This window comes from Lysobacter enzymogenes, from assembly GCF_017355525.1.
Taxonomy (GTDB): domain Bacteria; phylum Pseudomonadota; class Gammaproteobacteria; order Xanthomonadales; family Xanthomonadaceae; genus Lysobacter; species Lysobacter enzymogenes_C.
In genome coordinates, this window is the sequence record NZ_CP067395.1 from 4719093 (window position 1) to 4736666 (window position 17574).

Consider the following 17574-nt stretch of genomic DNA (forward strand, 5'->3'; position numbering starts at 1 on the left):
CGGCTCGGCGCGTAGCTGCGCCGGTTATCGGCAGGCCCGCGCAGCGGCGGGCATTCGGGAGTCGCGCATCAAAGTCCTCGTCCTCGGCAGCGGCGTGATCGGAACCACCGCGGCCTATTACCTCGCCAAGGCCGGCCATCAAGTCGACGTGATCGATCGCCGCGGCGCGCCGGCGATGGAGACCAGTTACGCCAACGCCGGCGAAGTCTCGCCGGGTTACTCGGCGCCGTGGGCGGGGCCGGGCGTGCCGTTGAAGGCGATCAAATGGCTGGCGATGCGGCACCGCCCGCTGGTGATCCGGCCCGGCCTGGATCCGGCGCTGTGGCGCTGGTGCCTGGCGATGCTGCGCAACTGCACCCAGGCGCGTTACCGCATCAACAAGGGGCGGATGGTGCGGCTGGCCGAGTACAGCCGCGACTGTCTGCGCGAACTGCGCGAGGCGACCGGCATCGAGTACGACGCGCGCCAGCGCGGCACGCTGCAATTGTTCCGCAGCCAGCATCAGCTCGACGACACCGGCAAGGACATCGAGATCCTGCGCGAGTCCGGCGTGGAGTATCAGCTGCTCGACCGCGACGGCTGCGTCGGGCACGAGCCGGCGCTGGCGCGGGTGCGCGACAAGTTCGCCGGCGGTCTGCGCCTGCCCGGCGACGAGACCGGCGATTGCTTCAAGTTCAGCCAGAATCTCGCGCAGATGGCGCAGGCGCTCGGCGCGCGTTTCCATTTCGGCGTCGAACTCGCCGGTTTGGAGGCGCAAGGCGGGCAGTGGCGGCGCGCGCGCACCAATGCCGGGACGTTCGAGGCCGATGCTTGCCTGCTTGCCTTGGGCAGCTATTCGCCGCGCTGGCTGGCGCCGCTGGGACTGCGCATCCCGGTGTATCCGGTGAAGGGTTATTCGCTGACCTTGCCGATCGTCGATGCGGCCCGCGCGCCGGAGTCGACGGTGATGGACGAGACCCACAAGGTCGCGCTGACCCGGCTCGGCGACCGCATCCGCGTCGGCGGCACCGCCGAGCTGGCGGGCTACGACCTGCGTCTGCACGATGCGCGGCGACGCACGCTCGAGCATGTGGTCGGCGATCTGTTCCCCGGCGGCGGCGACGCCGCGCGCGCCGAGTTCTGGTGCGGCCTGCGGCCGATGACGCCGGACGGCACGCCGCTGCTCGGCGCCACCGCGGTGCGCGGCCTGTATCTGGCGACCGGGCACGGCACCTTGGGCTGGACGATGGCGGCGGGCACCGGCCGGGTGCTGGCCGATCTGATCGACGGGCGTACGCCGCAGATCGATATGGAAGGCTTGGGGACCGAGCGCTACGCGCGCTGAGGCGCGCGCGGCCGGGCTCGGAGGCGTCGCGGAGAAGTCGTGGCCGCGCGGTCGCGCAACCCACCTGTCGTCATGCCCGCGAAGGCGGGCATCCAGGGCTTCACCGCGACGCTTCCTCCCGCTCGGCGGTCGCATTGCGCAACCCACCTACCGTCATGCCCGCGAAGGCGGGCATCCAGGGCTACACCGCGACGATTCTTCCCGCCGGTCATTCCGGCGTACGCCGCAACCCATTCGATTTTTGCCTGCATCCGCGAAGGCGAAATACAAAGACATCGCAACAGCGTCGCAATGAAGCCCTGGATGCCCGCCTTCGCGGGCATGACGGCAAGCAGGTTGCGCGGCGAAACTCCCGGCCGTCGTTGCGGCGACCGGCGCAGTCCACGCGCCGTCGCGCTACGCGCTCACTTCAACATCGGCCCCAACTTGCTCCAGACATGATCGCGCAGCTTCGGCTGCGCCGCCGCGGTCGGATGCAGATTGTCGTTCTGGAAATTGTTGCGGTCGGCCGCCACGGGTTCGAGCAGGAACGGCAGCAGCTGGGTCGAATACTTCTGCGCCAGCTCGCGGTAGTTGCGCTCGAAACCCTCGGTGTACTCGCGGCCGAGGTTCGGCGGCATGCGCATGCCGATCAGCAGCACCTGCGCCTTGGCCGCCTGCGCGGCCTGGATCATGCGTTCCAGGTTGGCCCGGCTCTGCGCCAGCGGCAGGCCGCGCAGGCCGTCGTTGGCGCCCAGTTCGATCGCCACCACCGCGGGCCGGTTGCGCTGCAGCTCGCCGGCGATGCGCGCGGCGCCGCCGGCGGTGGTCTCGCCGCTGATGCTGGCGTTGACCACGCCCCAGCCCGGTTTGGTCTGGGCGATGCGCTGCGCGGTCAGCGCGACCCAGCCCTGCGGCGCGGCCAGGCCGTAGCCGGCCGACAGCGAGTCGCCCATGAACAGCACCGTGCGCTGGGCCTTGGCCGCGGGCGCGGCGGCGGGCGCCGGCTTGGCCGCGGGCGCGGGCTGCGCCGCTAGCGGCGCGGCGGCGGCGAGCAGGGCCGCTGCCAGCAGCGCGCCCGCCAGCAGCGGGCGGGCCAGCAGTGGGCGAGCCAGAAGCGGGACGGCGGCCGGTCGGACCGGACTTATGGCCCATTGAAGCCGGCGCCCCGGCCCCGCATATGGTTGTTTCGCACGGCGCGAACTCTTAAAGATCATTTAATAACGTCTCCCGAAGATGCGGCGAGGCAAGCAGAAGGACGATCATGGCAGTTTCCGACCTGAGCGCAGCGATCATGGCCGACGATATCGGCGAAAACGATGAACGAGCGCAGACCGACCGCAACGGCGCCGCGGCGCCCGCGCGTCCGATCACCCTCGACGTGCGCGACCTCGGCAAGCGGGTGACGCTGCCGTCGGGCGAACTCACCATCCTCGATGGGGTCGGTTTCGCGATCGCCAAGGGCGACACGGTCGCGATCGTCGGCGCGTCGGGCTCCGGCAAGAGCACGCTGCTGTCGCTGCTGGCCGGGCTGGATTCGCCCAGCGCCGGCACGGTGACGCTCGACGGCGAAACCATTTCCGCGCTCGATGAGGACGGCCGCGCGCGCGTGCGCGGCGAGAAGGTCGGCTTCGTGTTCCAGAGCTTCCAACTGCTGCCGTCGCTGACCGCGCTGGAGAACGTGATGCTGCCGCTGGAACTGCGCGGCGACCGCGACGCGCAGGCGCCGGCGCGCGCGATCCTCGACAAGGTCGGCCTCGGCCAGCGCCTGGACCATTACCCGCGTCAGCTGTCCGGCGGCGAGCAGCAGCGCGTGGCGCTGGCGCGCGCGTTCGTGACCCGGCCGTCGCTGCTGTTCGCCGACGAGCCGACCGGCAATCTCGACACCCACACCGGGCAGGCGATCATCGAACTGTTGTTCCAGCTCAATGCCGATGCGGGCACGACCTTGATCCTGGTGACCCACGACGATCACCTCGCCGAACGTTGCCACCGCCGCATCCGCCTGGACAGCGGCCGACTGGTGCGCAGCTGAGATGGGCCGCACGATCGCGATGGCGTGGCGGCAGCTGCGCCGCGACCTGAAAGCCGGCGATGTGCGCATCCTGCTGGCCGCGCTGGTGCTGGCGGTGCTGGCGGTGACCGCGGTCGGCTTCGTCACCGACCGCGCCGAACGCGCGCTGGCGATCGAGGCCAATCGCCTGCTCGGCGGCGACGCCGTGGTTCGCGCCGACCAGCCGATCGCCGGCAAGTTGCGCGAAGCCGCCAACGCGCCGGAACTTCGCCGCGCCGAAGCCACCGAACTGCAAACCATGATCCGGGTCGGCGAGCGCCTGCAGCTCGGCGACCTGCGCGCGCTCGGCGCGGGCTTCCCGCTGCGCGGCGCGTTCCGCATCGCCGAGCGCGCCGGCGGCGCCGAGCGCGACGCGCCCGGCGTGCCCGCGCCGGGTACGGTGTGGATGAGCCAGGCCGGCGCCGACACCCTCGGCGCGAAGATCGGCCAGGAGATCGCCCTCGGCGACGCGCGCCTGCGCCTGGCCGCGCTGGTGACGCAGGAACCCGACGCGTCGCTGGATTACTTCAACATCGCGCCGAAGGTGTTCCTCAACCTCGCCGACCTGGCGGGCACCGGTTTGATCCAGCCCGGCAGCCGCATCCGCTATCGCCTGGTCGTGGCCGGCCCGGCCGCGGCGGTGGAGCGCTTCGTCGCCGCGGCCAAGCCCGCGCTCGGCCGCGGCCAGCGCCTGGAAACCATCGCCGACGCGCGCCCGGAAGTACGCTCCGCGCTCGACCGCGCCGGCCGCTTCCTCGGCCTCGCCGCGCTGGTGTCGGTGGTGCTGGCGGCGGTCGCGGTGGCGATGGCCGCGCGCCGCCACAGCGAGCGCCATCTGTCCGGCACCGCGGTGATGCGCTGCCTCGGCGCCAGCCAGCGCACCCTGGTCGGCATCCATGTCGGCGAGATGGTGCTGCTGGGCCTGCTCGCCAGCGCGATCGGCGTGGCGCTCGCGTTCGCCCTGCAATGGGCGATCGGCGGTTGGCTGGAGCAATCGCTGAAGATGTCGATTCCGCCGGCCGGATGGCTGCCGGCGCTGCAAGGTTTCGGCGTCGGCCTGGTCGTGCTGCTCGCGTTCGGCGCGCCGCCGGTGCTGGCGCTGCGCCGGGTGCCGGCGCTGCGCGTGCTGCGCCGCGACCTCGACGCCAGCGAACCCAGCGCTTGGCTGGTCGCGATCGCCGGGCTCGGCGGGCTGGCCGCCTTGCTGTGGTGGAAAGCCGGTTCGCTGATGCTCGGCGCGTACATGCTGGTCGGCATCCTGCTGACCTTCGCGGTGCTGGCCTTGCTCGCGCTGGGCCTGATCGTGCTGGTGCGGCGCCTGCGCTCGCGCCTGCGCGGCGCGCTGCGCTACGGGCTGGCCAACGTCAGCCGGCGCGCCGGAGCCAGCATCGCCCAGGTGTCGGCGCTGGGTTTGGGCCTGATGGCGCTGCTGCTGCTCACCTTCGTGCGCACCGATCTGCTCGACCGTTGGCAACTGGCCTTGGCGGCCGACGCGCCGAACCGCTTCATCATCAACGTGCAGCAGGACCAGATGGCCGATGTGCGCCGCTTCATCGGCGAACAGGGCATCGGCGCGCCGACCTTGTTCCCGATGATTCGCGCGCGGCTGGTCAGCCACAACGGCCAGCCGGTCACCGGCGACAGCTACGCCGCGCGTGGCGACCGCGCCAAGCAGCTGGCCGAGCGCGAGTTCAATCTGTCGGTGAGCGATGCGCTGCGCGACGACAACAAGATCGTCGACGGCAAGTTCTGGGCGCCGCACAAGCTGGCGCAGCCGGAGGTGTCGGTCGAGGAAGGCTTCGCCGAAACCCTGGGCTGGAAGGTCGGCGACCGGATCGGTTTCGACATCGCCGGGCAGCCGTATCAGGCGAAAATCACCAGCCTGCGCAAGGTCGATTGGGAAAGCTTCAAGCCGAACTTCTTCGTGATCGGCTCGCCCGGCTCGATGGACGGCTACGCGGCCAGCTACATCACCGCGATCAGCGTGCCGGCGGCCAATACGCGCTTCACTTCGCAATTGGTCGAGCGGTTCCCGAACCTGTCGGTGATCGACGTCGAGCAGGTGCTCAAGCAGGTGCGCAGCACCGCCGACCAGGTCTCGACCGTGGTCGAGGTGGTGTTCTACTTCTCGCTGTTCGCCGGCGTGCTGGTGTTGATGGCGGCGGTCAGCGCGAGCCAGGACGAGCGCCTGCTCGAAGGCGGGGTGATGCGCGTGCTCGGCGGCAGCCGCTGGCAGCTGCGGCTGGCGCAGGCTTCGGAGTTCGCGGCGATCGGGCTATTGTCGGGGTTGGTCGCGGCGATCGCGGCCTCGGTGCTGGCCGGCGTGGTCGCGGTGCAGGTGTTCGATCTGCCGTGGTCGTTCGACTGGCGCATGGCCGCGGCCGGCGGCGCGGCGGGCATGCTCGCGGCGTTGGCGGCGGGGATGTTCGCGACGCGGCGGGTGTTGGATGCGCCGCCTTCGGTGACGTTGCGCGAACTGCAGAACTGAGGCCGCGTTGCCCTCATCCGCCCCTTCGGGGCACCTTCTCCCGCTAGCGGGAGAAGGGACAGCGAGCGACGCTTGCGCTTTGAAGCCCCTCTCCCGCTTGCGGGGTGAGGGGCCGCGCTTGCGAGCCACTGGCTCGCGCGGCGCCGAACGCCCGAACGCCATGCGTTCGGGCCGGGGTGGGGTTGGGGTGAGGGCCGCCGCTAAACGCTCAACTGCGGCTCCGCCTCGAACCTGCGCGCATACCCGCGCTCCTCGGCCACGCGTTCGATTTCGCCGTCGGCCAGTTCCGGCGCCGCATACACCGCATACGCGATCTCGCCTTCGCGCAATCCCACGTGATGCAGCCGATAACGCGCAGTGCCGCTGCCGGTGTTCGGCGGATAGTGGCGCGGCGGCGCGCCGCCTTCCAGATCGAGTTCGCTGTTGTCGACAGTGCCGCCGACGAAGAGGGCTCGCATCGCGAAACGCTCCTGTGATGGACCAGGTTTCATCCTCGCGGCGCGCGCGTTGGCTGCGGATGAAGCGGATGTTGCCGCGATGCGAAACGGCCGGCCCGGATCATTCGCCCGGCGAGAGATGCCCGGAGAACACCCGATGCTTCGGATGCAAGCGCAGCCACGCGGTCTGCGCGAGCAGCAATACGCCGATGCCGGCCGCGGTCCACGCCGCCACCGTCGCGCCCGGCAGGGCCGATGCGGATTGTTTCGCGTACACCCCGGCCAAACCCCACAGCGCCGCCAATACGAATCCGGCGCTGCCGCGCAGGCGCGCGTTCAACGCCAGCAACACCAGCGCCGCGGCCGCGAACAGGCCCAGGCTCCAGTCCAGCATCGCCTGGGTCGGCAGCAGCCGGTAGGCCACGATCACCTGCGCGGTGTTCAGGAACGCCGCCAGCGCCAGCCAGCCGGCGTGCAGCGACAGCGCGAACGTGGCCCAGCCGCGCTGGCCCGGCAGCGGCGTGGGGTCGCGCGCCAGCGCCACGGCGGCCCAGGCCAGGCAGGCCAAGGCCAGCCAGATCGTCGCCAGCGCCAGCCAGAACCACTGCTGCGAGAACAGCGGCATCCACAACGCGGTCAGGGTGAAGCCGGCCGCGGCCGCGGGACGCACCCGCTGCAAGGTGTCGTCCTCGCGCCGGCGCGACCCCAGTTGCCACACGGCGAAGGCCAGATCGAGCAGGAAAATCAGGCCCCAGATCGCGAAGGCGTAGCCGGCGGCGACCAGCAAAGTGGGGTAGCGGTCGGAGATTTCGCCGTTGTCGGGGCCGAAATAGCCTTGCTGCGAAAACCAGGCCACCGCCGGCATCAGTGCGGCCGCGATCAGCACGGGCAGGCGCACGGGCGCTCCTTGCGTCGATTGCGATGCCACACCCTAACCCGCGCCCGCGTAAAATCGGCGCGATGAACCTTTCCGCCCTTCCGGCTAGTGCCCGCCATGCGCGTTGACCGATCCGACGACGCGCTCGAGACCCTGTTCCAACCCATCGCCGACGGCGTGTTGGCCTGGCCCGGCGAGGCCTTGTTCCTGCGCGCGCGCGACGGCCTCGGCCTGCGCCAGGCGCCGCGGCCGGGGCTGGTGTGCGAGCAGGACTTCAAGCCCGCCGCCGACGCGCTGGAGCGCGGCGGCCTGGACGTGGTCGATCTGGAAGCGCTGGATCCGCAGCGCCGTTTCCCGCTGGTGCTGGTGCTGCCGCCGCGCCAGCGCGAGGAGGCGCGCGCGCTGTTCGCCCAGGCCGTGGCGCGCTGCGCGCCGGGCGGGCGGGTGCTGGCCTGCCTGCGCAACGACGAAGGCGCGCGTTCGGGCGAAGACGACCTGGCCAAGCTCGCCGGCAAGGTCGGTCACCTGTCCAAGCGCAAATGCCGCGCGTTCTGGACCGCGCCGCTGCAAGGCCCGGCCGACCCCGCGCTGGCGCGCGCCTGGGCCGCGCTGGACGCGCCGCGCGAGATCCTCGGCGGCCGTTTCCGCAGCCGCCCCGGCGTGTTCGCCTGGGACCGCATCGACCCGGCCTCGGCCCTGCTCGCCGCGCACCTGCCGGCCGATCTGTCCGGCCGCGCCGCCGACCTCGGCGCCGGTTACGGCTATCTCGCCGCCGAACTGCTGGCGCGCTGCCCGCGCATCGCCGCGCTCGACCTGTACGAAGCCCAGGCGCGCGCGGTCGCGCTGGCCCGCCACAACCTCGACGGCGCGCGGGTGCCGGTGGAAAGCTTCTGGCACGACGTCACCGCCGGACTGCCGCGCCGCTACGACGTCATCGTCAGCAACCCGCCGTTCCACGCCCAGGGCCGCGAGGAGCGCCCCGACATCGGCCGCCGCTTCATCGAAGTGGCGGCGCAGTCGCTCGAGCGCGGCGGCCGTTTCTGGATGGTCGCCAACCGCCACCTGCCGTACGAACACGCGCTCGGCGAACACTTCGGCGAAGTCCGCACCGTCGCCCAGGACGGCGGCTTCAAGGTGGTCGAAGCGCGCGGCGCGCGGGGCCGGGCATGAAGCTGGTCAAGCTGATCGCCAATCTCGGCTACGGCAGCCGCAAGGACGCCGCGGCGATGTTCCGCCAGGGCCGCGTCACCGATGCCGACGGCGAAGTGCTGTACGCCGACGATCAGGTCGATCACGCTGCGATCCGCATCGACGGCGAACCGCTCGACCCGCCGGCCGGCCTCGCGCTGATGCTGCACAAGCCGGTCGGCTACACCTGTTCGACCAAGGACCCCGGCCGCGTCGTCTACGACCTGCTGCCGCCGCGGTTCCGCCTGCGCTCGCCGTTGCTGTCGCCGGTCGGCCGGCTCGACCGCGACACCAGCGGCCTGCTGCTGATGACCGACGACGGCGCCTTGCTGCACCGGATCGTTTCGCCGAAAGCCAAGCTCGGCAAGGTCTATGAAGCTACCCTGGCCTCGGACCTGCGCGGCGACGAGGCGGCGGTGTTCGCCAGCGGCGAGCTGATGCTGGAAGCGGAAAAAACCCCGCTGGCGCCGGCCGCGATGGAAACGCTGGCGCCGCGGCAGGCGCGGCTGACCCTTACCGAAGGCCGCTACCACCAGGTGCGGCGGATGTTCGCCGCGGTCGGCAACCACGTCGACGCGCTGCACCGCGCGCGCATCGGCGGCCTGTCGCTGCAAGACCTGCCGAGCGGGCAATGGCGCACGCTCGATTCCACCGATCTCGAGACTCTGTTCCGTGGCTGACACCGCCGTAGCTTTGGATTTCGTCCCCGACGCCGTGTTGTTCGACATGGACGGGCTGATGCTCGACAGCGAGCAGGCGATGCTGGAAACCTGGCGCGAGGCGGCGATCGCCGAAAACCTCGCGGCCGAAGACGCGGTGTGGCTGGCGATGGTCGGCATGCACGACCGCGCCAGCCTCGCTCACCTCAGCGGCCACTTCGGCGACGACGCCGCGGTCCGTTTGCGCGACACCAGCTACCGCCTCTACGACGCGCGCGTCGCCGCCGGCCTGCCGCGCAAGAGCGGTTTGCTGGAATTGCTCGACCTGCTCGAAGCGCACGGCGTGCCCAAGGCCGTCGCGACCTCGACCCAGCGCCCGCGCGCGCTGGCCAAGCTGGCCGCGAGTGGGCTGATCGGCCGCTTCGACGCCATCGTCGCCGGCAGCGACGTCGAACATCCCAAGCCGGCGCCGGACATCTACCTGCTGGCCGCGCGCGAACTCGGCGTCGACGTGCGCCGCTGCGTGGTGCTGGAGGATTCCGAACCCGGCGTGCGCGCGGCGCTGGCGGCCGGGGCGACGCCGATCCAGGTGCCGGACCTGGTCGCGCCGGGCGCGGAGCTGCGCGCGTTCGGCCATCGCATCGTGGCGTCGCTGGAGCAGGCGCGCGGGTTGTTGGAGCGGGTGCTGGCGCGCGGCGCGGCGCAGGCCGGTTGAGCCTGCGCCGTGGGTGCGTTCAGCCGCTGAAATTCCAGTCCGACAGCTTGCGCCAACCGTCGGCGCCGAGCTTCTCCAGCGTCGCCAGATTGCGTTCGACGATCGCGTCGGGGTCCGGAAACGCCGCCACCGCGCGCTCCACGCTGCTTTCGCGCAGCAGGTGCAGGGTGGGGTAGGGCGAGCGATTGGTGCAGTTGCCGACGTCGTCTTCCGCGGTGCCGGCGAACTGGTACTGCGGATGGAAGCTGGCGATCTGGATTTCGCCCTCCAGGTCCAGCAGCGCCACCGCTTCGTCGGCGAGGTCGAGGAAGTCGTTGAATTCGAGAAAATCGTTCAACGCCTGCGGATGGATCAGCAAGGTGGTGTCGATCTTGTCGGCGTCGGTCTGCTCCAGCAGCACCAGTTCCGACGACAGTTCTTCCAGCAACTGCTCCGGCGTGCTCGCGTAGCTGAGCACGAAGCGTACCTGGCCCTTGGCCAGCACCGCCTTGGCGAACGGGCACAGGTTCAGCCCGATCACCGCGCGCTCCAGCCAGCGGCGGGTTTCGGCGACAGGGTCGGGTCCGTACTCGTTCACGGCAGCGGCCTGGCTCAGGTAATCAGTCGCGGAAGTTGTCGTACTGCAACGGACGCTCGAAATCGCCGGCGCGCAGCAGCGCGATCGCGGCCTGCAAGTCGTCGCGCTTCTTGCCGGTCACGCGCAGCTTGTCGCCGTTGATCTGGGTCTCGACCTTGAGCTTGGCGTCCTTGATCGCCGCGGCGATCTTCTTGGCCAGCTTCTGCTCGATGCCCTGCTGCACGGTGATCTTCTGCCGCGCGCCGGCCAAGTTGGTCTCGATGTCGCCGAACTCCAGGCAGCGCGCGTCGATCTGCCGCGCCGACAGGCGTTGGCGCAGGATCTGGGTCATCTGCTCGAGCTGGAACTCGCTCGGCGCCGACTGGCTGATCTGCTTGTCGTCGAGCACGAACTTGGCGTCCACGCCCTTGAAATCGAAGCGGGTCGACAGCTCGCGGTTGGCCTGGTCGACCGCGTTGGTGAGTTCGTGGGTATCGACTTCGGAAACCACGTCGAAAGAAGGCATGGCGCACTCGCACAGTGGGGGGAAACGCCGCACAGGGTAGCGCAAGCGCGGCGGCGATACGCAGTGTTGCAGCCGCGGGCGGCCCGGGATTGACGCCGGCGCGACGCGGCGCGCCTAGAATGGACCTCCCAGCGTCCGCCGCCTGCCGCCGCGCCCACGACCGCGGTGCGCAGGCCGATCAGGCCCTTCATGCCGCGCCAGCCGATCGGGCCGGCGCGGGCCGATCCGCCGATCAGGCCGCCGCTGCGTCCCGTCCACGCCACCTGGAATCCCCCCATGCTCAAGACCGCAGCCTACGCCGCGCAGAACGCGCATTCGTCCCTGGCCCCGTTCTCGATCGACCGCCGCGAACCCGGCCCGGACGACGTTCTGATCGACATCCTGTATTGCGGCGTTTGCCACTCCGACATCCATCAGGCCCGCGACGAATGGGGCGGCTCGATCTTCCCGATGGTGCCGGGCCACGAAATCGTCGGCCGGGTCGCCCAGGTCGGCGCCAACGTCAAGACCTTCAAGGCCGGCGACGCCGTCGGCGTCGGCTGCTTCGTCGACTCCTGCCGCGAATGCGCGCAGTGCAAGGCCGGCGAGGAGCAGTACTGCGACCAGGGCATGACCGGCACCTACAACTCGACCGAACGCGGCAACGGCGCGCCGACCTACGGCGGCTACTCGACCCGCATCACCGTCGACCAGGCCTATGTGCTGCGCATTCCCGAGTCGATCCCGCTCGACCGCGCCGCGCCGCTGCTGTGCGCCGGCATCACCACCTATTCGCCGCTGCGCCATTACGGCGTCAAGGCCGGCGACGAACTGGCCGTGGTCGGCCTCGGCGGCCTCGGCCACATGGCGGTCAAGCTGGCGGTGGCGATGGGCGCGCGGGTGACGGTGCTGAGCACGTCCGAATCCAAGCGCGAGGCCGCGCTGGCGCTCGGCGCGCACGCCTTCGCCGCGACCCGCGAGAAGGAAACCTTCAAGCGCCTGGCGCGCAGCTTCGACTTCATCATCGACACGGTCTCGGGCGAGCACGACTACAACGCCTACCTGAGCCTGCTCAAGGTCGACGGCACGATGGTGCTGCTGGGCGTGCCGGAAAAGCCCGCGGCGGTCGCCGCCGGTTCGCTGATCATGCAGCGGCGCAAGCTCGGCGGTTCGCTGATCGGCGGCATCCGCGAGACCCAGGAAATGCTCGACTTCTGCGCCGAGCACGGGGTCGCGTCGGACATCGAGCTGATCGGGATCGAGTCGATCAACGAGGCTTACGAGCGGATGCTCAAGGGCGATGTGCGCTATCGGTTCGTGATCGATATCGCCAGCCTCGACAAGATGGTCTGAGCGTAGCTGTTCGCAGGCCCCTGGCGTTTTCGCGGAAGCGGGGACGCCAGGGGCTCGCCGCGGTTGTACGCTGAAGTCTCTGGATTCCCGCTTTCGCGGGAATGACGGTTGGGACAGGAACTTCGAATTCCCATTGCCGTCATTTCCGCGAACACGGGAATCCAGGGCTCCGCCGCTAGGAGAGATTCGAGACGCCTCTCCCAGCCGCCATTCCCGCGGACGCGGGAATCCAGGGCTCCATCGTGGGAGAGGGACTTCGAATTCCCGTTGTCGTCATTTCAGCGAACACGGGAATCCAGGGCTCCGACGCTAGGAGAGATTCGAGACGCCTCTCCCAGCCGTCATTCCCGCGGACGCGGGAATCCAGGGCTCCATCGCGATTCGCCCCTGAAGTCTGCGCATCGCAACCTGCACAGCGAGCGGCACCCGCGGGCCGCTAGACTGCCCGCATGCCGCTGCTGCTCATCCCGCTCGCCGTACTGGCCCTCGCCCTGCTGTGGGCGCTGCTGATCCCGATCGGCCTGATCCAGCGTTACCGCTACGGCAAGGCGCGGCGGCGTGCGCTGGGCTGGGCGGTGAGCCTCGGCGCGGCGCTGTCGCTGCTGTCGCTGCTGCTGTTCTTCGCCGGCGCCTGGGTGTCGGGCCACTGGGTCGTCGATGCGCCGCTGTACGCCGGCGCCGGCTTGCTCATCGGTCTGCCGCTGGGCGCGCTCGGTCTGGCCGCGACCCGCTTCGAAGACGAGCCCAAAGGCCTGTACTACACCCCGAGCCGCTGGTTCGCGCTCGGACTGACCGCGCTGATCGCCGCGCGCCTGGGCTACGGACTGTGGCAGGGACTGCACGTCTGGAGCGTGCAGGCGCACGGCAGTTGGCTGCCGCAACAGGGCGGGTTATTCGCGGTCGGCGGCCTGCTGCTGGGTTACTACGTGGTCTACACCCTCGGCGTGCGCCGGCGCCTGCGGCGTCACCGCCGGCTGCGCGAACGCGCGGCGCAATCTGCTGACATCGGCTGACAGCAGCCCGATGACGCGCAGCGGCGGCCGGGTCATGATGCCGGTCCCCGATGCCGCGACCGCCATGATTACGTCGTTCTCCCACGTTTACGCCGTCCGCCCGCGCGCCCTGCGCGGCGCGCGCGCCGGCGCGGTCGCCCGCACCGGAGCGGCGCCGTGACCGCCGCGCACCCGCACGCGCGCCGCGCGGCCTTCACCATGCTCGCCGCGGTGTTGATGTTCTCGCTGATGGACGCGCTGCTGAAGCTGCTGTCCGAGCACTACCCGCCGTTCCAGGTGGCGGCCCTGCGCGGCGCCTCGTCGCTGCCGTTCGTGCTCGGCTGGGCCTTCGCCAGCGGCGGCGGGCCCAGCCTGCTGCGCGTGCGCTGGCCGCTGCACCTGCTGCGCGGCGCGCTCGGCATCGGGATGATGGCGTCGTTCGTCTACGGCGTGAACCGGCTGCCGCTGTCGACCACCTACTCGGTATTCTTCATCGCCCCGTTGCTGATCACCGCGCTGTCGGGACCGTTTCTGGGCGAACAGGTCGGGCCGCGGCGCTGGGTCGCGATCGGCATCGGCCTGCTCGGCGTGCTGGTGCTGCTGCGGCCGACCGGCGAGGGCATGTTGAGCCTGGCCGCGCTGGCCGTGCTCGCCGCCGCGCTCGGCTACGCGGTCACCGCGATCACCGTGCGCGTCATCGCGCGCACCGACACCACCCAGGCGATGATGGTCTGGCTGATGGTGCTGATGACCCTCGGCGCCGGCGCGCTGGCGTGGCCGGGCTGGGTGCCGCTGCGCGGCGAACACGTCTGGCTGATCCTCGGCCTCGGCGTGGCCGGTTCGCTCGGCCAGTACGCGGTCACCGAGGCCTTCCGGCTCGGCGAGGCTTCGCTGATCGCGCCGCTGGAATACACCGCGCTGATCTGGGGCGTGCTGCTCGACCTGGCCCTGTGGGGCGTGCTGCCCGACTCGGTCACCTGGGCCGGCGCGGCGATCATCGTCGCCAGCGGCCTGTACCTGCTGCGCCGCGAGCGGGTGCACGTCGAAGCTGAACATCCCTAGCGCAGCGCCTTCGACAAAAGGCGATTAGCGGGGCCGACTACGCGCAGCGTCCCCGCCCGAACACCCTCGTCTGAACTTCTTTGGAAGTCTTAGGATTTCCTTAGCTGAATTCCCTTAGCGGAATCCTGCGTTTCTCGCCGCAGCGCGCCATGACGGCCGCCGCGACCGGCGTTAATGTCGAGACGCAGTTCGCAGTTTTCGCCAGGGGAGCCCGCCATGACCGCACTCGTCCACGCCCCGGGGGCCCCGTGCTGGTTCGAACTGGCGACCGACGACCAGCCGGCGATCGAGGCCTTCTACCGCGATCTGTTCGGCTGGACGCTGGAGCGCACGCCGATGCCCGACGGCAGCCTCTACACCATCTTCCAGCTCGACGGCCGCGACGTCGCCGGCACCTACACCCTGGTGCCGGGCATGGCCGGCGGCGCCGACGGCATCAGCGCGCCGCACTGGGGCGTGTACTTCCGCACCGACGACTGCGACAAGGCCGCCGCGCGCGCGGTCGCGCTCGGCGGGCGCATGATCGCCGCGCCGTTCGAACTGATGGAGCACGTGCGCATGGCGGTGTGCGCGGATCCCGAAGGCGTGGTGTTCTCGCTGGCGCAGCAGCGCGCCCATCCCGGCGCCGACGCGCTCGGCGTCGACAACGCGGTGTGCTGGGCGGAGCTGGCGACCCGCGACATCGACCGCGCCGAACGCTATTACCAGCAATTGTTCGGCTGGCGCCTGCGCGGCCATCCCAGCGCGCGCAACGGCTACCGCGTGTTCGCCGACGGCGAGCGCCTGCTCGGCGGCCTGTTGCAGATGCGGCCGGAATGGCGGCACTTGCCGCCGCACTGGTCGATCTATCTGCAGGTCTCGGACGTGGAAGCCTGCGTGCAGCGCGCGCTGGACCTCGGCGGGCGGCTGGAGTCGGCGCCGTTCGAGGCCAACAGCGGCGTGCGCATCGCGCGTCTGGTCGATCCGCGCGGCGCGGCGTTCTACGTGATCCAGTTCCGCGGCGACGGGCCGGCCTGAGCGAACCATGCGCGCAAAAAAGAACGGGCTCCCGAAGGAGCCCGTCCGGTACTGCGCTTGCGTACTGCGTTGACGCTACAACGTACTGCGGCGACTGCCGTCGATCACTACGGCGCATCGCTTGCTGCCACTGCGGTGTTGCGTACTGCGGTACTGCTACTGCGCGGTTGCGCGGCTTCCGGCTATCAGAAGCGCGCGCCGATGCCGACGCCGACGGTGACCGGGTTCAGCTCGGCCTCGCCGACCTTCAGGCCGTTGAGCTTCACGTCCGACTTGCTGCCCTGCATGTAGCGCACGTCGGCGCGGGCGAACCAGGTCGGGTTGATGTTGAGGTCGACGCCGGCGGTGGCGATGCCGCCCTTGGCGTTGTCCACGCCCAGGCGCTGGCCGTTCTCGAGCTTCTCGCCGCTGTAGTTGGCCTGGTAGTAGCCCAGGCCCACGAACGGACGCACGATGCTGTCGGCGTTGCGGAAGTGGTACTGGCCGCTCAGCGCGACGGGCTGCGAATCGACGCTGCCGAGCTTGCCGGCGCTGGAGTTGATGCGGTGGCCGAACTTGTCGGCCGAACCCCACAACTCGACGGCGAAGTTGTCGTTGATGAAGTAGCTGGCGCTGAGGGTCGGAGCGCCGTCGCCGTCCAGATTGGCGCGGGTGCCGGCGATCTGCGGATTCTTGGTCGGCTGGGTCAGGGCGTAGCCGCCGACGATGGCGAAGCGCTTGCCGCTGGCGCTGTCGGTGGACGCATCCTGAGCGAAGGCGGCCGGGGCGAAGGCCAGGGCGCCGAGCATGGCAAGGGTCAAGTGACGGAAGCGGATCATGGAGTGGACTCCTGTGTTGTTGTGTGTGTTGCGTAGTGCCTTGGGGGAGGCGGGGCGCAAGTTAGCAACGCATGCATGAATCGAACTTGCTGCGCGGATGCGCGTGAAGGAACTTTTCACGTCGCGAGCGTGCTAGAGGCCTGTTTTCAAGGCAAAAATGAACGAAATGAACGGATGCGCAGCGATGCGGAATGCATCGACCGGTGCGCGAAGCGAACGCGCGGAGCGGCGCCGCCGATGCGCGGCGAAACCCTTGCGCAGCAAGCGAATGCCTTTAAAAAGCCGATTTCGCGCTGCATGGCCAAAACATGAACGTCGCGCGCGGCGGCTCGCGCAGGCGATGCGCGACGGCGCGCGAATGCGCACGCGCGCTGGCGCGAACCCGCGGCGATTGTTTGAACGGATCGGAAACGCGGCGTTTTCGGGCGCGTGCGGCGCATTGCCGCAGCGCCGGTTCGTCACTGTATTCGCGCTCGTCGAGCGCGCATGCGGGCGAACGTTCGTCGAGCGGCGCCACGCGTTTCGCCTTGTCCGACGCCTGCCCAGGCGCCAGGATCGGCACGGTCAACCGCCATGACGAAGGTCATGCCGCCGAAAGGCACGCGCCGCAGCCGTCGCGGCGCAGGCACGCTGCGCCCATCCCGCCGTTCCACTCCACCGTCCAGGACACGACGATGCCGTCTCTCACGCTTTTCCGCCTAGCCGCGGCCATCGCCACCCTCGTCGCCTGCGGCGCCGCCGGCGCCGAGGTCAGGATCGACGGACGTTGCGAGATCGACAGCCCGTACCAGCTGACCCTCAACGAGCGCAGCCTGATCCTGACCCGCCAGGACGGCGAGCCCAAGGCCTTGGTGATGCGCCAGGGCCGCTTGTTCGTCGACGACCGCTGGGTCGAACTCGGCGCGCAGGACTCGCAGCGGCTGGCCGAATTCGAACGCGGCACCCGCGCGGCCATGCCCGAGACCCAGGCCATCGCCCGCGAGGCGGCCGACATCGCCCTGGTCGCGCTCGGCGAAGTCGCGGCCAAGCTCGGCAACCACCCCGACCGCACCCAGGCCAAGGTCGCGCAGGCGCGCAAGCAGCTCGACGCCAGCCTGCGCGACGCGATCGGCCCGACCCGCTTCAGCGGCAAGCGGCTCGGCGACGGCATCGGCAAGGCGGTCGGCGAAGCGGTGCCGCTGGTGATCGGCGACGTCGGCGGCGCGGTCAGCGCTGCGCTCAGCGGCGACGTCAAGCGCTTCGAACAACTCGACAACCTCGACGCCCAGATCGAAGCCGCGGTGCAGCCGCGCGCCGACGCGCTGGAACGCCGCGGCGAGCGCCTGTGCCAGCGCATGCTCGATCTCGACGCGCTGGAGAACGCACTGTCCTACCGCTTCGACGGGCGCGCGCTGGACCTGCTCAAGGTCGAGCTCAAGCCCAAGGACGACACGCCGGGCGCAGGCAAGCGCTGAGCCGGCGGCGGCGGCGGCCGCTGCGGCCGGCAAATCCATGCGCGGCCAAGGCCGCGGCGCTCAGTACTGGGGCGTACGCAGTCGCCGCCGGCGCAGC

Annotated in this window: 18 protein-coding genes; 11 read left to right on the forward strand and 7 right to left on the reverse strand. The window is 70.3% G+C overall.

The genetic code is table 11. The features are described from left to right. Positions 1-67: 67 nt before the first annotated feature. Positions 68-1324, forward strand: a complete 1257-nt coding sequence (locus JHW38_RS19925) for a D-amino acid dehydrogenase (RefSeq protein WP_207526435.1) — start codon at positions 68-70, stop codon at positions 1322-1324. 404 nt (positions 1325-1728) lie between these two features. Here the strand turns inward: JHW38_RS19925 and JHW38_RS19930 are convergent, their stop codons facing one another. After that, entirely contained in the window at positions 1729-2259 is a 531-nt protein-coding gene (locus JHW38_RS19930) for an arylesterase (RefSeq protein WP_242690995.1), read from the reverse strand. A gap of 308 nt (positions 2260-2567) precedes the next feature. Between JHW38_RS19930 and JHW38_RS19935 the strand changes: the two genes are divergently transcribed. Continuing rightward, a complete protein-coding gene (locus tag JHW38_RS19935) occupies positions 2568-3338 on the forward strand; it encodes an ABC transporter ATP-binding protein (RefSeq protein ID WP_242690997.1) in 771 nt (256 codons plus the stop codon). Between the two features lies 1 nt (position 3339). Then, positions 3340-5844 carry an ABC transporter permease gene (locus JHW38_RS19940; RefSeq protein WP_207523059.1) on the forward strand — a complete coding sequence of 835 codons (2505 nt, stop codon included), beginning with the start codon at positions 3340-3342 and terminating at the stop codon, positions 5842-5844. Positions 5845-6044: 200 nt separating this feature from the next. On the opposite strand, the gene JHW38_RS19945 is transcribed toward JHW38_RS19940, so the two are convergent. Together JHW38_RS19945 and JHW38_RS19950 are read right to left on the reverse strand one after the other, a co-directional pair. Then, positions 6045-6302, reverse strand: a complete 258-nt coding sequence (locus tag JHW38_RS19945; RefSeq protein ID WP_207523060.1) for a hypothetical protein — start codon at positions 6300-6302, stop codon at positions 6045-6047. A gap of 100 nt (positions 6303-6402) precedes the next feature. Further along, on the reverse strand, positions 6403-7179 hold the full coding sequence (locus tag JHW38_RS19950) for a hypothetical protein (protein ID WP_207523061.1): 777 nt from the start codon (positions 7177-7179) through the stop codon (positions 6403-6405). A 96-nt stretch (positions 7180-7275) separates the two neighbouring features. On the opposite strand from JHW38_RS19950, the gene JHW38_RS19955 reads away from it, so the two are divergent. Genes JHW38_RS19955 through JHW38_RS19965 form a run of 3 tightly spaced genes read left to right on the forward strand, consistent with a single transcriptional unit; the run spans position 7276 to position 9720 of the window. Further along, the gene (locus JHW38_RS19955; protein ID WP_207523062.1) at positions 7276-8328 is read left to right on the forward strand and encodes a class I SAM-dependent methyltransferase; all 1053 of its coding nucleotides are present in this window, start codon (positions 7276-7278) and stop codon (positions 8326-8328) included. Then, positions 8325-9026, forward strand: a complete 702-nt coding sequence (locus JHW38_RS19960; protein ID WP_207523063.1) for a pseudouridine synthase — start codon at positions 8325-8327, stop codon at positions 9024-9026. The genes JHW38_RS19955 and JHW38_RS19960 overlap by 4 nt, the downstream gene beginning before the upstream one ends. Further along, positions 9019-9720 carry an HAD family hydrolase gene (locus JHW38_RS19965; protein WP_278249800.1) on the forward strand — a complete coding sequence of 234 codons (702 nt, stop codon included), beginning with the start codon at positions 9019-9021 and terminating at the stop codon, positions 9718-9720. The genes JHW38_RS19960 and JHW38_RS19965 overlap by 8 nt, the downstream gene beginning before the upstream one ends. A 19-nt stretch (positions 9721-9739) precedes the next feature. On the opposite strand, the gene JHW38_RS19970 is transcribed toward JHW38_RS19965, so the two are convergent. Together JHW38_RS19970 and JHW38_RS19975 are read right to left on the reverse strand one after the other, a co-directional pair. After that, positions 9740-10297 (reverse strand): DUF1415 domain-containing protein, encoded by a 558-nt coding sequence (locus tag JHW38_RS19970; protein WP_207523064.1) that lies wholly within the window; start codon positions 10295-10297, stop codon positions 9740-9742. A 22-nt stretch (positions 10298-10319) separates the two neighbouring features. Then, positions 10320-10802, reverse strand: a complete 483-nt coding sequence (locus JHW38_RS19975) for a YajQ family cyclic di-GMP-binding protein (protein WP_207523065.1) — start codon at positions 10800-10802, stop codon at positions 10320-10322. A gap of 276 nt (positions 10803-11078) precedes the next feature. On the opposite strand from JHW38_RS19975, the gene JHW38_RS19980 reads away from it, so the two are divergent. From JHW38_RS19980 to JHW38_RS19995, 4 genes are all read left to right on the forward strand, one after another. Continuing rightward, positions 11079-12134 (forward strand): NAD(P)-dependent alcohol dehydrogenase, encoded by a 1056-nt coding sequence (locus JHW38_RS19980; protein ID WP_207523066.1) that lies wholly within the window; start codon positions 11079-11081, stop codon positions 12132-12134. A 449-nt stretch (positions 12135-12583) separates the two neighbouring features. Then, positions 12584-13147 (forward strand): DUF1453 domain-containing protein, encoded by a 564-nt coding sequence (locus JHW38_RS19985; RefSeq protein ID WP_207523067.1) that lies wholly within the window; start codon positions 12584-12586, stop codon positions 13145-13147. Positions 13148-13345: 198 nt separating this feature from the next. Further along, a complete protein-coding gene (locus JHW38_RS19990) occupies positions 13346-14188 on the forward strand; it encodes a DMT family transporter (RefSeq protein ID WP_207526438.1) in 843 nt (280 codons plus the stop codon). A gap of 216 nt (positions 14189-14404) precedes the next feature. Further along, complete coding sequence (locus JHW38_RS19995) at positions 14405-15205, forward strand: VOC family protein (protein ID WP_207523068.1); 801 nt, start codon at positions 14405-14407, stop codon at positions 15203-15205. Between the two features lie 185 nt (positions 15206-15390). On the opposite strand, the gene JHW38_RS20000 is transcribed toward JHW38_RS19995, so the two are convergent. Together JHW38_RS20000 and JHW38_RS20005 are read right to left on the reverse strand one after the other, a co-directional pair. Further along, the gene (locus tag JHW38_RS20000) at positions 15391-16023 is read right to left on the reverse strand and encodes an OmpW/AlkL family protein (RefSeq protein ID WP_207523069.1); all 633 of its coding nucleotides are present in this window, start codon (positions 16021-16023) and stop codon (positions 15391-15393) included. 274 nt (positions 16024-16297) lie between these two features. After that, positions 16298-16585, reverse strand: a complete 288-nt coding sequence (locus JHW38_RS20005) for a hypothetical protein (protein ID WP_207523070.1) — start codon at positions 16583-16585, stop codon at positions 16298-16300. Between the two features lie 112 nt (positions 16586-16697). Here JHW38_RS20005 and JHW38_RS20010 point away from each other — a divergent pair, with 112 nt between their 5' ends. Continuing rightward, positions 16698-17477: a DUF2884 family protein gene (locus tag JHW38_RS20010; RefSeq protein ID WP_207523071.1), complete on the forward strand. Its 780-nt coding sequence runs from the start codon at positions 16698-16700 to the stop codon at positions 17475-17477. The last annotated feature ends 97 nt before the right edge of the window (positions 17478-17574 follow it).

Bases quoted from the DNA above. Each gene is read 5' to 3' on its own strand.
- JHW38_RS19975 (WP_207523065.1), bottom strand. From the start codon at position 10,802: ATGCCTTCTTTCGACGTGGTTTCCGAAGTCGATACCCACGAACTCACC.
- JHW38_RS19985 (WP_207523067.1), top strand. From the start codon at position 12,584: ATGCCGCTGCTGCTCATCCCGCTCGCCGTACTGGCCCTCGCCCTGCTG.
- JHW38_RS19980 (WP_207523066.1), top strand. From the start codon at position 11,079: ATGCTCAAGACCGCAGCCTACGCCGCGCAGAACGCGCATTCGTCCCTG.
- JHW38_RS20010 (WP_207523071.1), top strand. From the start codon at position 16,698: ATGCCGTCTCTCACGCTTTTCCGCCTAGCCGCGGCCATCGCCACCCTC.
- JHW38_RS19990 (WP_207526438.1), top strand. From the start codon at position 13,346: ATGCTCGCCGCGGTGTTGATGTTCTCGCTGATGGACGCGCTGCTGAAG.
- JHW38_RS19945 (WP_207523060.1), bottom strand. From the start codon at position 6,302: ATGCGAGCCCTCTTCGTCGGCGGCACTGTCGACAACAGCGAACTCGAT.
- JHW38_RS19960 (WP_207523063.1), top strand. From the start codon at position 8,325: ATGAAGCTGGTCAAGCTGATCGCCAATCTCGGCTACGGCAGCCGCAAG.
- JHW38_RS19935 (WP_242690997.1), top strand. From the start codon at position 2,568: ATGGCAGTTTCCGACCTGAGCGCAGCGATCATGGCCGACGATATCGGC.
- JHW38_RS19940 (WP_207523059.1), top strand. From the start codon at position 3,340: ATGGGCCGCACGATCGCGATGGCGTGGCGGCAGCTGCGCCGCGACCTG.
- JHW38_RS19955 (WP_207523062.1), top strand. From the start codon at position 7,276: ATGCGCGTTGACCGATCCGACGACGCGCTCGAGACCCTGTTCCAACCC.
- JHW38_RS19930 (WP_242690995.1), bottom strand. From the start codon at position 2,259: ATGGGCGACTCGCTGTCGGCCGGCTACGGCCTGGCCGCGCCGCAGGGC.
- JHW38_RS19995 (WP_207523068.1), top strand. From the start codon at position 14,405: ATGACCGCACTCGTCCACGCCCCGGGGGCCCCGTGCTGGTTCGAACTG.
- JHW38_RS20000 (WP_207523069.1), bottom strand. From the start codon at position 16,023: ATGATCCGCTTCCGTCACTTGACCCTTGCCATGCTCGGCGCCCTGGCC.